This is a genomic window from Pseudomonas sp. 50_B, from assembly GCF_017491625.1.
Classification (GTDB): Bacteria; Pseudomonadota; Gammaproteobacteria; order Pseudomonadales; family Pseudomonadaceae; genus Aquipseudomonas; species Aquipseudomonas danubii.
This window is the reverse complement of the sequence record NZ_JAFGYX010000007.1, coordinates 116,626-129,720: the sequence shown is the minus strand read 5'-3', so window position 1 is coordinate 129,720 and position 13,095 is coordinate 116,626. Positions and strand designations below refer to the sequence as shown.

Annotated in this window: 11 protein-coding genes; 6 read left to right on the top strand and 5 right to left on the bottom strand. The window is 62.6% G+C overall.

What is annotated here, in order from left to right; translation table 11 throughout:
* Positions 1-23 precede the first annotated feature (23 nt).
* Positions 24-1,649, top strand: a complete 1,626-nt coding sequence (locus J5M73_RS12275; protein ID WP_102863957.1) for a methyl-accepting chemotaxis protein — start codon at positions 24-26, stop codon at positions 1,647-1,649.
* A gap of 120 nt (positions 1,650-1,769) precedes the next feature.
* Here the strand turns inward: J5M73_RS12275 and fabB are convergent, their stop codons facing one another.
* From fabB to J5M73_RS12250, 5 genes are all read right to left on the bottom strand, one after another.
* On the bottom strand, positions 1,770-2,990 hold the full coding sequence (gene fabB, locus J5M73_RS12270) for a beta-ketoacyl-ACP synthase I (RefSeq protein ID WP_047302756.1): 1,221 nt from the start codon (positions 2,988-2,990) through the stop codon (positions 1,770-1,772).
* Positions 2,991-3,001: 11 nt separating this feature from the next.
* The gene (gene fabA / locus J5M73_RS12265; RefSeq protein WP_011060067.1) at positions 3,002-3,517 is read right to left on the bottom strand and encodes a 3-hydroxyacyl-[acyl-carrier-protein] dehydratase FabA; all 516 of its coding nucleotides are present in this window, start codon (positions 3,515-3,517) and stop codon (positions 3,002-3,004) included.
* A 246-nt stretch (positions 3,518-3,763) separates the two neighbouring features.
* Positions 3,764-5,665, bottom strand: a complete 1,902-nt coding sequence (locus J5M73_RS12260; protein WP_102863956.1) for an ATP-binding protein — start codon at positions 5,663-5,665, stop codon at positions 3,764-3,766.
* Positions 5,662-6,591 carry an ABC transporter substrate-binding protein gene (locus tag J5M73_RS12255; protein ID WP_102863955.1) on the bottom strand — a complete coding sequence of 310 codons (930 nt, stop codon included), beginning with the start codon at positions 6,589-6,591 and terminating at the stop codon, positions 5,662-5,664. The genes J5M73_RS12260 and J5M73_RS12255 overlap by 4 nt, the downstream gene beginning before the upstream one ends.
* Before the next feature lies 1 nt (position 6,592).
* The gene (locus tag J5M73_RS12250) at positions 6,593-8,719 is read right to left on the bottom strand and encodes a TonB-dependent receptor (RefSeq protein WP_102863954.1); all 2,127 of its coding nucleotides are present in this window, start codon (positions 8,717-8,719) and stop codon (positions 6,593-6,595) included.
* Positions 8,720-8,914: 195 nt separating this feature from the next.
* On the opposite strand from J5M73_RS12250, the gene J5M73_RS12245 reads away from it, so the two are divergent.
* The 5 genes from J5M73_RS12245 (at position 8,915) to J5M73_RS12225 (ending at position 13,069) form a co-directional block, all read left to right on the top strand.
* Positions 8,915-9,940, top strand: coding sequence for an NAD(P)H-dependent glycerol-3-phosphate dehydrogenase (locus J5M73_RS12245; protein WP_102863953.1), 1,026 nt, complete (start codon positions 8,915-8,917; stop codon positions 9,938-9,940).
* Positions 9,941-9,958: 18 nt separating this feature from the next.
* Positions 9,959-10,306 carry a DUF4389 domain-containing protein gene (locus J5M73_RS12240; protein WP_102863952.1) on the top strand — a complete coding sequence of 116 codons (348 nt, stop codon included), beginning with the start codon at positions 9,959-9,961 and terminating at the stop codon, positions 10,304-10,306.
* Positions 10,303-10,752 (top strand): phosphohistidine phosphatase SixA, encoded by a 450-nt coding sequence (sixA, locus tag J5M73_RS12235; RefSeq protein ID WP_102863951.1) that lies wholly within the window; start codon positions 10,303-10,305, stop codon positions 10,750-10,752. The genes J5M73_RS12240 and sixA overlap by 4 nt, the downstream gene beginning before the upstream one ends.
* A gap of 172 nt (positions 10,753-10,924) precedes the next feature.
* Positions 10,925-12,592, top strand: coding sequence for an AMP-binding protein (locus J5M73_RS12230; protein ID WP_102863950.1), 1,668 nt, complete (start codon positions 10,925-10,927; stop codon positions 12,590-12,592).
* 33 nt (positions 12,593-12,625) lie between these two features.
* Positions 12,626-13,069, top strand: a complete 444-nt coding sequence (locus J5M73_RS12225; protein ID WP_102863949.1) for a hotdog fold thioesterase — start codon at positions 12,626-12,628, stop codon at positions 13,067-13,069.
* Positions 13,070-13,095: the final 26 nt, after the last annotated feature.

Sequence of the window (13,095 nt, the reverse complement as noted above, 5' to 3'; positions counted from 1 at the left end):
CGCTCTAGGAAGGAGCCAGAGGAATGAGCCTTAGAAGTCTCAATATCGCGCCGCGCGCAGGCCTGGGTTTCGGCTTGCTGGCGCTGATGGTGTTTGCCCTCGGGGCATTCGCCCTGATGCAGATGGCCAATATGCGCCAGCAGTCCGATGAAGTGGAAAGCAACTGGCTGCCCAGCGTCATGTTCGTCGGTGACATGAGTCAGGACCTGCTGCGCATCCGTGCCCTGACCCTGCGTCTGCTGATCAATCGCGACCCGCAAGCGCTTGTCCAGAACGAAAAGAAGATCAACGACATCAAGACTGGCCTGGGGGTTGCCCAGGGGCGCTATGAGTCATTGATCGTGCTGCCCCAGGAACGGGTCCTGTTCGATCGTTTCAAGGCCATTGAGAAGCAGTACCTGCAGCGCCAGGCCCAGGTCATGGCCTTTTCCAGCCAGAACCAGCTGGAAGAGGCGATCAAGGTGGTCAATGGCGAAATGAATCAATTGGCCGATGAAATGGCGGCGACCCTGCATGAACTGGTCGAGTTGAACAAGCAGAGCGCGACCCAGGCCACGGACCTGGCCCAGGCCGTGTTCAGCAAGTCGCGGGTCTGGGTGGTGGGCATGATCGCGGTGGCGGCGCTGGTGACCATTGGCCTGGCATTGTTGCTGACCCGCAGCATCGTCCTGCCCCTGGCCCAGTCCCTGAGTGTCGCCGAGGTGGTGGCCGGCGGCGACCTGACGGGTGACATCACGGTGGTTGGCAAGGATGAGCCGGCGCGTCTGTTGCAGGCGCTCAAGGCCATGCAGCACAGCCTGCGGGAAACCATCCGGCGCATTTCCGACTCTTCCAGCCAGTTGGCCTCCGCCTCGGAAGAGCTCAGTTGCGTGACCGAGGATGCGACCCGGGGCCTGCATCAGCAGAGCCTGGAAATCGAGCAGGCGGCCACTGCGGTGAATCAGATGACCGCCGCGGTGGAGGAGGTGGCCAGCAATGCCGTGGCCACCTCCGAAGCCTCTCGGGAGTCGGACCGGATCGCCCAGCATGGGCGTGAGCAGGTGCATCAGACGGTGCTCTCCATCGAGTTGCTGGCCGAGGATGTGACGACCAATGCCAGCCAGGTGGAAGAGCTGGCACAGAAGGTCTATGGCATCAGCAAGGTGCTGGATGTGATTCGCTCCATCGCCGAACAGACCAACCTGCTGGCACTGAACGCGGCCATCGAGGCTGCGCGAGCCGGGGATGCCGGGCGCGGGTTTGCCGTGGTGGCGGATGAAGTGCGGGCCCTGGCCCATCGGACTCAGCAGTCGACCCAGGAAATCGAGCAGATGATTGGCGGGATCCAGCAAGGCACCGACCAGGCGGTCAGTTCCATGCAGCACAGCAACAGCCGGGCCCGCTCGACCCTGGAAGTGGCCAAGGCGGCAGGTCAGGCGCTGGAGGAAATCGCTTCGGCCTTCACCCTGATCAACGAGCGCAATATCGTGATTGCCAGTGCCTCGGAGCAGCAGGCCGCGGTGGCGCGGGAAGTGGATCGCAATCTGATGAACATCCGCGATCTGGCGTTGCAGACCTCGGCGGGGGCCAACCAGACCAGCGCCGCCAGCCAGGAGCTGTCGCGGCTGGCGGTGGATCTGAACACCATGGTGGCGCGCTTCTCGGTGTGAGGCGCTTTCGCTGGCAAGCAGGCTCGTGCAGGTTGCTTGGGCGTCGGCTTACCGGCGAACGCCAGGCGAAAAAAAGCCCCGAACCAGTCGGGGCTTTTTCATTCGGCGAAGCGGCGGGGCTTACTTGCCCTGCCAGCGTTTCAGCACCAGGGTAGCGTTGGTGCCACCGAAGCCGAAGCTGTTGCTCATCACGGTGTTGATGGTGGCGTCTTCGCGAGTCTTGGTCAGGATCGGCATGTCGGCCACTTCCGGGTCCAGCTCGTCGATGTTGGCCGAACCGGCCATGAAGTTGCCTTCCATCATCAGCATGCAGTAGATCGCTTCGTGAACGCCGGCGGCGCCCAGGGAGTGACCCGACAGGCTCTTGGTGGAGCTGATGGCTGGAGCTTTGTCGCCGAACACTTCACGCACACCCTTCATCTCGGCAACGTCGCCGACCGGAGTCGAGGTGCCGTGGGTGTTCAGGTAGTCGATCGGTGCGTCGACGGTGGACATGGCCATCTGCATGCAGCGGATTGCGCCTTCGCCGCTTGGAGCCACCATGTCGTAGCCATCGGAAGTGGCGCCGTAGCCGACGATTTCCGCGTAGATCTTCGCGCCACGGGCCAGAGCGTGTTCCAGTTCCTCGACCACCACCATGCCGCCACCGCCGGCGATGACGAAACCGTCACGCTTGGCGTCGTAGGCGCGGGAGGCTTTTTCCGGGGTTTCGTTGTACTGGGTGGACAGGGCGCCCATGGCGTCGAACAGGAACGACTGGGTCCAGTGCTCTTCTTCACCGCCGCCGGCGAAGACGATGTCCTGCTTGCCCATCTGGATCTGTTCCATGGCGGTACCGATGCAGTGAGCACTGGTGGCGCAGGCAGAAGCGATGGAGTAGTTCAGGCCCTTGATCTTGAACGGCGTGGCCAGGCAGGCGGAAACGGTGCTGCTCATGGTCCGCGTTACACGGTACGGGCCAACGCGCTTGACGCCTTTCTCGCGCAGGATGTCCAGTGCTTCCATCTGGTTCAGGGTCGAAGCGCCGCCGGAGCCGGCGATCAGGCCGGTGCGGGGGTTGGACACTTGCTCTTCGCTCAGGCCGGAGTCGGCGATGGCGTCTTTCATGGCCAGGTAGGCGTAAGCCGCTGCGTGGCCGACGAAGCGATAGATCTTGCGATCGATCAGTTCTTCAAGATTCAGGTCAATGGAGCCGGAAACCTGGCTACGCAGACCCATTTCGGCATATTCCGGGTTGAAGCGGATGCCAGGGCGACTTGCACGCAGGTTAGCGGAGACGGTCTCTTTGTCATTGCCCAGGCACGAAACAATGCCCAGACCAGTGATAACGACGCGGCGCATGCGGATAACCCTTAGAAGTTGTCAGTTGAGGTAAACACGCCGACCCGGAGGCCTTCGGCGGTATAGATTTCGCGGCCGTCAACGCTGACCGAACCATCGGCGATGGCCATGTTCAGCTTGCCCTTGAGCACGCGCTTGATGTGAATGTTATAGGTGACTTTTTTCGCGGTCGGCAGTACCTGGCCGAAGAATTTCACTTCCCCCGAACCCAGGGCGCGGCCGCGGCCCGGCAGGCCTTGCCAGCCGAGGAAAAAACCGACCAGTTGCCACATGGCATCCAGGCCCAGGCAGCCCGGCATCACCGGATCGCCCTCGAAGTGGCAAGCGAAGAACCACAGGTCTGGAGTGATATCCAGCTCAGCGACCAATTCACCTTTACCGTACTTGCCACCCTCTTCGCTGATATGGGTGATGCGATCCACCATCAGCATGTTGGGGGCGGGCAGTTGCGCGTTACCTGGGCCGAACAGCTCACCGCGACTGCAGCGCAGCAGGTCTTCCCGAGTAAAGGCGTTTTGTTTGGTCATGCGAGCTCCTCAATAGTCCCGTGCGGCAGGGTTGGGCAATCTTCCCGGCCGATCGAAGCGTTCATGCCTCGAGCCGGCAGCCTACTCATAGACTATTGCGTTGTAGTGAAAGTCACAGCGCAAAGGGCATGAATGTACACTTGTGCACTGAAATTTTTTTTGAGGGCCTTTTCGGGGCCCGTCGGGTGCCTAAGACTGCCGCACTTTCGCCCGTCACGCCAGTCGCACCTGTTGGAAAATAGCCTGTTACTGCACCCAACGTTGGAGAATTTGCTGCAGATCAGCCCGCTTGAACGGCTTGGCCAGGTAGTCGTTCATGCCCGCCGCCAGGCAGGCTTCGCGGTCGCCCTGCAAGGCGTTGGCGGTCAGGGCGATGATCGGTAAATCAGCGCAGCCGGGCAGTTGGCGGATCTGCCGGGTGGCTTCGTAGCCGTCGACCAGTGGCAGTCGGCAGTCCATCAGAATGGCCTCGAAAATCAGGCTTTCGGCGCTGCGTACCGCCTGGGCGCCGTCGGTGACGATGCTGACGGTGAAGCCCAGGCTGCGCAACATGGCCTGGATCACGGTCTGGTTCACCGGGTTGTCCTCCACCAGTAGCACGTTGCGGCCTTCGCCCTGGTGAGCGGCTGTGTTCACTCGCGGCGCCAGCACGGGCAGGCTTTGCTGAAACAGCGCCAGGGGGATTTCCAGGGTGAACACCGAGCCCTGGCCTTCCTCGCTCTGGGCCCGCAGGGTGCCGCCCATGCGTTCAGCCAGGGTCCGGGCGATCGGCAGGCCCAGGCCCGTGCCGCCGTAGCGTCGGGAAATCGAGCTGTCGGCCTGCTGGAATGCATCGAACATCAGTTCCAGGCTGGCCGGGCTGATGCCAATCCCGCTGTCGCGCACTGAGCAGGTGAACCACAGGAGTTCGTGATCCAGGGTCTGCCACTGGGGCTCGATGGTGACGCTGCCTTGTTCGGTGAACTTCAGCGCGTTGCCGATCAGGTTGACCAGGATCTGGCGGATTCGCGTCGGGTCGCCCTTGACCTGCAGCGACTCCATGCCCGGCGGCAGCTGCAGTTGCAGGTCCAGGCCTCGTTGCAATGCGCTGTGCTGGAAGGCCTGGGCGCAGCTGCTGATCAACTCGGCGAGGTTGAACGGAATGTGTTCCAGCTCCAGGGCCGAGCGTTCGATGCGCGAGAAGTCGAGGATGTCATTGATCACCTTCAGCAGGTGCTCGGTGGACTCCGAGGCCAATGCCGCGTACTCGCTCTGCTCCTGGGTCATCTCGGTGGTTTCCAGCAATTGCAGCATCCCCAGTACGCCGTTCATCGGGGTACGCAGCTCATGGCTCATCATCGCCAGGAAGTCCGATTTGGCCTTGTTCGCCCGCTCGGCATCTTCCCGGGTCTGGATCAGTTGTGACATTGCCTGTTGCTGCTCACGGCTGGCCAGTTCCAGGCCGGCGGCGAGGTTGTTGATATGTCGCGCCAGATTGCCCAGCTCGCCGTCGTCGACAATCGGCAGCGGCGTCTTGAAGTCGCCCTCCTGAATCGCCTTCACCGCGTGGCCCATGGCGCTGATGGGTTGCGCCAGGCCGGCTGCCAGGCGTCGGGCCAGGAAGAAGGTGAAGAGCAGGGCGAACAGGGCGAGAATCCCGGCCTTGAGGAGGATTTCCTGTTGACGCTGGCTGAAGGCGTCATTGGACATGCCGACAATGACCCGCCCCAGGTAACCGTCGCCCTGGGGGCTCAGGCTGGCGGGATCATTCTGCAGAAAGTCGTTGTGCACCTGAATGCGCTGCAAGCGCACCGGCGCCTGGAAGACCTTGATCTGCTGGGCATGGTTGTGACTGGCGGACGGCTGCTCGACATACACCAGGATGTTGTTGGCACTGTCCTGGACTTCCAGAAAGTGCACATGAGGCGTGGCCAGAGTGGCTTGCAACAGGCTTTCCAGGCCCTCGTTGTTGCCGGAGATCACCCCGTACTCAGTGGCCGGGGCCAATTGGTTGGCGATCAGTTGGCCGGTATGGTTCAACTCCTGGCGCAGATCCTGGAGACGCACGAAGGTGAAAAAACTGATCAGCAGCAGAGTCAGGAGCAGGGCCGGGCCCAGGCTGATGAGCTGAGTGCGGGTCTGGATATCCCACCGGCGACGCAATGTCATGGGCGTTTCTCTCCTTCACTCAACTGGTGCGCGACGGCTTGCGGGTCGATTTCCTCGATGCCCAGGGAGCGTGCCACCTGTGGATTGCTCAGTACTTTGAAGGCTGCCGGGTACAGCTCCCTGGGCCAGTGGGCTGGTGCTTGATCCAGCAGGCTGTCCAGGGTCTGCAGCCAGTCCTGCTGGTCGCTGTAGGTGCTGGCCAGGCTGCCGGCCCTGACGAAGCCGGCATTGGGCCCGATCAGCGCCTGTTGCCGGGCGTAGCTGCTCAGCAGCAGGTTCTTCACGGTTTTCGGGTTGTACAGCTTGGGGTCGTCCAGGCCCAGCAGCACCTGGCTGTTGCGCAACAGGTTCTGCAGCGGGCGGCTGTCATTGGTGCTGTCCCAGGGTTCGGCGACGATTTCCATGTCCATGGATTGCGCTGCGTCGCGCAGTTCCCTGAGCAGGAACTGGCTGTCCTCGCTGTACAGCACGCCGATCCGGCGCACCTGGGGCAGCACCTTGTGGATCAGCCGCAGTTGGCGGCTCAAGGGCGGGTCGCTCCAGAGCAGGCTGAGTTTGGGGTGAGGCGCGCCTTGCAGGCGCTGCTGGGCCTGCAGGCGGCTGATCCGCAGGACCAGGGTGGCCGGCCCTTGCGGGTCTTGCAGGCGCCAGTCGAGGCTTTGCAGGTCCAGCAGGATCAGGCGCGTGGCTGCGGGCAGTTGGCTCGGTGCCGGCAGTTGTGCCAAGGGCACGAAGCGCACCTGATCCTGAGGCCGCTGGGTGGCCAGTTCCTCGGTGAAGGTGTGCACGCTGTCGCTGCCTTCACTGGCGGTCAGCAACACGTCGGCTGCTCGCAGCGGAGTCGCCAGCAGCATGCCCAGGAGGATCAGGCAGATACCGAGACAGCGATGAATGCCCAGGGCCTTCCAGGGCCCGCGCTGGCCCATGCTAGAACTCCAGCTCGGCACTGAGGTAGGCCACGTGCCGTGAGTCGTAGAGGTTGTCGGCGAAGGTGGTGGGCTCATGGTCAAGCCGCTGTTGCAGCGTGCCTGCCAGTTCCAGGCTGGCCTTGCCCAGGGCCAGGCGCTTGGCGATGCGGGTGTCGATGCGCTGGAAGCGGTAGCCGTTGAGGGCGTTGTCACCATAGTAGAAGAGGGCGCTGGACCAGCCCTGGCCCCAATTGCGCAGCCAGCCGGCAGAACCGCTGTTGCTGGCGGTCAGGTGCTGGTCCAGGCGATTGCTGGCTTGCGCGTGGACATAGGCGTAGGTCAGGCGCAGGCGGTCGGCGCGGCTCAGTTGCCAGTCCAGCTGGCCCTCGGTGCCGGAGAAGCGCGCCGAGTTGTTGTTGCTGGCGATGTACTGGTTGTTGCGCAGCGGTTCGCTGATCATTCCGCTGATTTCGTCGTAGAACAGCTTGATGTCCAGATTCAGTGCCTGGTCGCTGAAATAGCCGTTGTAGCCCAGCTCCCGAGAGCGCATGTGCTCTTGGTCAAGATTGCCGGGGCCACGGGTCCTGACGAAGTACTGGGCGCTGTTCTGGCCATAGACCGGAGCGCTCAGGCCGGTGACCCGGTAGCTCCAGTTGACGTTGTTCTCGAACATGTCCGCAGAGCGGATGGCTTCCGAATACACCGCGCGCAGCCCGTGGCGCGGGTTGATCAGGTAGTTGACGGCGATCCGTGGCGTCAGCGAGTTGCCGGTCAGCTGGGTGTCTTCGTACATAGCCCCGCCCTGGATCAGCCAGTGTTCGCTGGCCCGCCACTCCAACTGGCCGAACAGGCGCCAGGTGGTGTCGTCGAGGGTGCCGTTGAAGTAGGTTTCGGAGTCGGCCCGGTCGTAACGATAGTTCATGCCGCTGACCAGCCGCAGGTTATCGCTGAGGCTCAGGGTGTCCTGCAACTCCAGGTCGTAGCGGGTCTCCCGGGCGCTCTGGTCGATATTGCCGCAGACGGTTTGCTTGCCGCCGGCGCTCCACTGGGTGAGGACCTGCTGGGCTATGGCCTGCTCGGCGGGAGATCCCGGGGGCGGGGTACCGGCATCGCTGAAACCTTTGATGCCGCGCGCCAGGCGCTCGGCGTAATTCGGATTGATTTGCCACAGGCGAGTCAGCTCGGGGCTGAAGGAAATCGCCGCGTCACAGGCGCGCCAAGTCTGCTGGCGATCCCAGTGCTGGGCCGAGCCCTGGACATAAAGGCTGTGCTGCGGATTGAGTTCCAGGTTCCAGCGCAGTGACCCGGCGTAGTCCTTGGCCACCACATCGGAGTTGTTGCCCTGTTGGGACACGCCATAGAACACCGGCTTGTAGGTATAAGGCCGCTGATTAGTCCCTTCCTTGGCGTTCAATTGCCAATCGATGCTCTGCTGTTCATTGAGCATCTGGCTCACCGACAGACTGACACGATTCAAGCGCCTGCTGTCGCGGTAGTCCGAACCGTCGAGGCGGCTGTCGAAGCCATCGTCTTCCTGCCCCGACAACGAAAGCCGCAGGTCGCCGCTTTCCCAGCCAGTGCCCTGGCTGGCGTACCAGTCGTTGATGCCGCGCTGGCCCCTGGTCACCTTGAAGCGCGTGCCGTGGCTGTTGGCGGGTGAGCGGGTAATGATGTTGACCACCGCCATCAGCGCGTTGGCGCCGTAGCTGACGGTGTTGGGGCCGCGAAACACTTCGATGCGCTCGATGTCTTCCATGGCTACCGGAATATCGCTCCAGTCCACCGTGGCCAGGCCCGCGCGATACACCGAGCGCCCATCGATCAGTACCTGCATGCGCCGGGCTTCGCTGGCGTTGGTGCCGTGGTAGTTGACCGTGGCCTGATTGCCGCTGATGGCGCCGACCATCATCCCCGGCACCAGGCGCAGCAGTTCGCTGATGTCCCGAGCGCCGCTGGCCTTGATCAGTTCATTGTCGAGCACCGTCATGCTGCCGGGCACTGCGGCTGGGGATTGCTTAAGGCGCGTGGCGGTGAGGACCTCGGGCAGGGCGCTGCCATCCATGAACAAATCGTCGGCCAGCGCTGGATAGCCGAACAACATGCCCAGCAGCAGTGACAGACGAAGAGGTGAGGGGCCAATGGACACGGCACAGCCTTGAATCTTGAAAGATGGCGCGCATGTTAACCGAGAAAGTCGAGTTTTCCAGTCGATAAGCCCGACATTCCCCGAATGAGTCCACCCGTTCCCGACAGATCGTCTGAATGGCCGCTGGGGCTGGTGGTGGGAAAACCGCCCCGTATAATGCCGCCATCGCCACTGCTATGGATAAACGGATTGCATATGACACAACAGCGCCCTATTGCGGTCCTGGGAGGCGGAAGTTTTGGTACCGCCGTGGCCAATCTGCTGGCCGAGAACGGTCACCCGGTGCGGCAGTGGATGCGAGACCCCGAACAGGCCGAGGCCATTCGGGTCAATCGCGAGAATCCGCGCTATCTCAAGGGCATCAAGATTCATCCGGCGGTGGAGCCGGTCACCGATCTGCTGGCCACCCTGAATGACAGTGACCTGTGCTTTGTCGCCTTGCCTTCCAGCGCCCTGCGCTCGGTACTGGCCCCCCACGCACAACTGTTGAGCGGCAAGATGCTGGTCAGCCTGACCAAGGGCATTGAGGCCCAGACCTTCAAGCTGATGAGCGAGATCCTCGAGGATATCGCCCCGCAAGCGCGGATCGGCGTGCTCTCTGGGCCTAATCTGGCCCGCGAAGTGGCCGAGCACGCCCTGACCGCCACCGTGGTCGCCAGCGAAGACGAAGAACTGTGCCAGCGGGTCCAGGCGGTGTTGCATGGCCGGACGTTCCGCGTCTATGCCAGTGCCGATCGTTTTGGCGTGGAGCTGGGCGGAGCGCTGAAGAACGTCTACGCGATCATCGCCGGCATGGCGGTGGCCCTGGGCATGGGGGAAAACACCAAGAGCATGCTGATTACTCGCGCGCTGGCGGAAATGACCCGCTTTGCCGTGAGCCAGGGTGCCAACCCCATGACCTTTCTCGGTCTGGCGGGTGTCGGTGACTTGATCGTCACCTGTTCCTCGCCCAAGAGCCGCAACTATCAGGTGGGCTTTGCCCTGGGCCAGGGCCTGAGCCTGGAAGAGGCGGTGACGCGTCTTGGCGAAGTGGCGGAGGGCGTCAATACCCTCAAGGTGCTCAAGGTCAAGGCTCAGGAGTTGGGGGTCTACATGCCGCTGGTAGCCGGGCTGCACGCGATCCTGTTCGAAGGGCGTACGCTGAATCAGGTGATCGAGCTCTTGATGCGCGGCGAGCCGAAAACCGACGTCGATTTTATCTCCACCAGCGGATTCAACTGAGTAGCACAGGAGCCAGACATGAACGATACGAATTCCGAAGCCAAATACGAATCCATCCTCCTGCGCGTGCTGTGGATGCTGGTGTTCGTGATGGTGTGGCAGGTAGCGCAGTTCCTCCTTGGCGCCCTGGTCCTGGTGCAGCTTGTTTATCGGTTGATCTACGGCGCACCCAATGCCGGCCTGATGAACTTCGGTGACAGCCTGAGTCAGTTCCTGGCTCAGATCGGCCGTTTCGGCAGCTTCCATACCGAACAGAAGCCCTGGCCGTTCTCGGATTGGCCAACCCCACGAGCACCTGAAGGGGAGGCTCCCCATAGCGTGCCGCCAGCGCCCCATCCGGTGCGCGATGAGGAGCCCAAGCTGTGAAACTGTGGGTCCTGCGCCATGGCCAGGCCGAATCCCACGCGCCCACCGATGCCCAACGCAATCTCACCGCCCACGGCCGTGAGGAAGTGCTGGGCAGCGCCGCGCAACTGATTGGCCAGCCCATCAGCGCAATCATCGCCAGCCCTTATGTACGAGCCCAGCAAACGGCCCAGCTGGTACGCGAGGCCCTGGGGTTCGAAGCAGAGATCCGCACCGTGTCCTGGCTGACGCCGGAGGCCAATCCGCTGCAGGTGCTGCAGCAACTGGACGGTGCGGACAATCTGCTGCTGGTCAGCCATCAACCCCTGGTGGGTAGCCTGATCGGCCTGTTGCAGCATGGCCATCTGCGTGATCCCCAGCCCATGAACACCGCCAGCCTGGCGGAGCTGGAAGGCGACTGGCCTCTGGCGGGGCTGATGACCCTCAACGGCGTCAAGCACCCTTGATGCTGGCGGCGGCCAGGGAATCCCCTGGCCGTCATGACCTTTTGCCCCCGCTCGGTATCGGGTCGTGATCCGCTACATTTCTTAACTTGCAGCGCTCCTTTGTGCGTGGAATAGTCAGCCAAGCAAGTGCTTGGTTGGTGTCGCGAACAGAATAAAAACAAAGGAGCGAGTCATGGCTGCTGCTTTTCGTTTGCCGCTGCAAGTGTTCTACGAGCGCGAAGCTCGTCATCCCCAGCAACGTTTCCTGGTGCAGCCCAGCGCCGGAGGGCAGGTGCAGGCGTTGAGCTGGTTCGACGTCGGCCAGCAGGCCCGTCGTGCCGCCCAGTGGCTGCGGGAACGGCAGCTGGCTCCTGGCAGCCACATTGCAATCATTGGCAAGAACTCTGCGCACTGGATCATCAGCGACCTGGCGATCTGGATGGCCGGGCATGTGTCGGTGCCGCTGTATCCCAACCTCACAGCCGATTCGGTGGCCCAGGTGCTGGAGCATTCCGAGTCGGCCCTGGCCTTCATCGGCAAGCTCGATGACTGGCCGGGCATGGCCCTGGGATTGAAACCCGGGTTGCCCACCATCCGTCTGCCGCTGGGTCCCGAGGGGCATTTCGATTTCGACTGGGAACAGGTGCAGCGTAGCCAGCCCCTGGCGGATAGTCCTTGCCCGCCTGCGGATCAACTGGCCACCATCATCTACACCTCTGGCACCACCGGCCTGCCCAAGGGCGTGATGCACAGTTTCGGCAACCTGGGCTTTGCCGCCAGCCACGGCGTCGGGCTTTTCGGCCTGGGCCCCGAGGATCGGTTGCTGTCCTACCTGCCGTTGTGTCATGTGGCCGAACGCATGTTCGTCGAGATGGCGGCGATCTACACCGGGCAGACCGTGTTCTTTGCCGAAAGCCTCGACACTTTCCTGGTTGACCTGCAGCGGGCCCGGCCCACTGCACTGTTTGGCGTGCCGCGGATCTGGACCAAGTTCCAGATGGGGGTGTACAGCAAGGTGCCGGCCAAGCGTCTGGATTTTCTTTTGGGCCTGCCTTTTATCGGCAGGCGCGTCGGTCACAAGGTGCTGGCCGGATTGGGGCTCGACGCATTGCGCGTGGCCTTGTCGGGCGCGGCGCCGGTACCTCAGACCCTGTTGCATTGGTATCGCCGCCTGGGCCTGGACGTGCTGGAGGTCTACGGCATGACCGAAAGCTGCGGTTATTCCCATATCGGGCGGTCCGGGGAGCATGTTCCGGGCTGGATCGGCCGGCCCTGTCCGGAGGTCGAAGTGCGTATCGATGAGGCGGGGGAGGTCCAGGTGCGCAGCGGGGCCACCATGCTGGGGTACTACAAGGACCCGCAGAAAACGGCGGAAACCATCACCGAGGATGGTTTTTTGCGCACGGGGGACAAGGGGGAGCAGGATGCTGCCGGCAATTTGCGCCTGACTGGCCGGCTCAAGGAAATCTTCAAGACCAGCAAGGGCAAGTATGTGGCCCCGGCCCCCATCGAGAATCGCCTGGCGGTGCATGCCCATATCGAGCAGGTGTGTGTGGTGGGCGATGGCTTGAGCGCGCCCCTGGGGTTGTGTGTGCTTTCGGCGGCCGGCTTGCAGGCTGCTGGCGGCAGCTCCCGGGAAGGGCTGCACAGCAGCCTGGAAAGTCTCCTGGTTCAGGTCAACGGCAGTCTGGACAAACACGAGCGTTTGCATCGGCTAGTGGTGGTCAAGGACAACTGGGCCGTGGAGAACGGCTTTCTGACCCCGACCCTGAAGATCAAGCGCAATGTGATCGAAGCCACCTATGGCGCCAGTTTTCAAACCTGGAGCGAGCGTGGCGAAGCCGTGCTGTGGCAGGATTGATCGACAAGAACAACCCGAGAGAAGGAAGCGGCGATGAGTCTGTGGCGTACCACTCCGAACATCGAACAACTGAACGCAATCCAGAAGAACACCATCGGCGAAGTGCTGGATATTCGCTTCGAGTCCTACGATGAGGAGTCGTTGACGGCGAGCATGGTCATCGACCATCGCACCCACCAGCCCTATGGCCTGTTGCATGGCGGCGCGTCGGTGGTGCTGGCGGAAAGTGTCGGCTCCATGGCCAGCTATCTGTGCATCGATGCCAGCCAGTTCTATTGCGTGGGCCTGGAGATCAACGCCAACCACCTGCGGGGCTTGCGCAGCGGTCGGGTGACAGCGGTAGCCAGGGCCATTCATATCGGGCGCACTACCCATGTCTGGGACATCCGCTTGAGCAGTGATGAAGGCAAGGCCAGTTGCGTCTCGCGCCTGACCATGGCCGTGGTGCCGCTGGGACAGAAACCGCCGGTGGCTTGAGGCAACGGGTCATAGGCTGAGCCCGG

What these genes read in the sequence shown, in the direction of transcription:
- J5M73_RS12230 (WP_102863950.1), top strand. Translation starts at nt 10,925, where the DNA reads ATGGCTGCTGCTTTTCGTTTGCCGCTGCAAGTGTTCTACGAGCGCGAA.
- J5M73_RS12225 (WP_102863949.1), top strand. Translation starts at nt 12,626, where the DNA reads ATGAGTCTGTGGCGTACCACTCCGAACATCGAACAACTGAACGCAATC.
- J5M73_RS12255 (WP_102863955.1), bottom strand. Translation starts at nt 6,591, where the DNA reads ATGGGCCAGCGCGGGCCCTGGAAGGCCCTGGGCATTCATCGCTGTCTC.
- fabB (WP_047302756.1), bottom strand. Translation starts at nt 2,990, where the DNA reads ATGCGCCGCGTCGTTATCACTGGTCTGGGCATTGTTTCGTGCCTGGGC.
- J5M73_RS12245 (WP_102863953.1), top strand. Translation starts at nt 8,915, where the DNA reads ATGACACAACAGCGCCCTATTGCGGTCCTGGGAGGCGGAAGTTTTGGT.
- J5M73_RS12260 (WP_102863956.1), bottom strand. Translation starts at nt 5,665, where the DNA reads ATGACATTGCGTCGCCGGTGGGATATCCAGACCCGCACTCAGCTCATC.
- fabA (WP_011060067.1), bottom strand. Translation starts at nt 3,517, where the DNA reads ATGACCAAACAAAACGCCTTTACTCGGGAAGACCTGCTGCGCTGCAGT.
- J5M73_RS12275 (WP_102863957.1), top strand. Translation starts at nt 24, where the DNA reads ATGAGCCTTAGAAGTCTCAATATCGCGCCGCGCGCAGGCCTGGGTTTC.
- J5M73_RS12240 (WP_102863952.1), top strand. Translation starts at nt 9,959, where the DNA reads ATGAACGATACGAATTCCGAAGCCAAATACGAATCCATCCTCCTGCGC.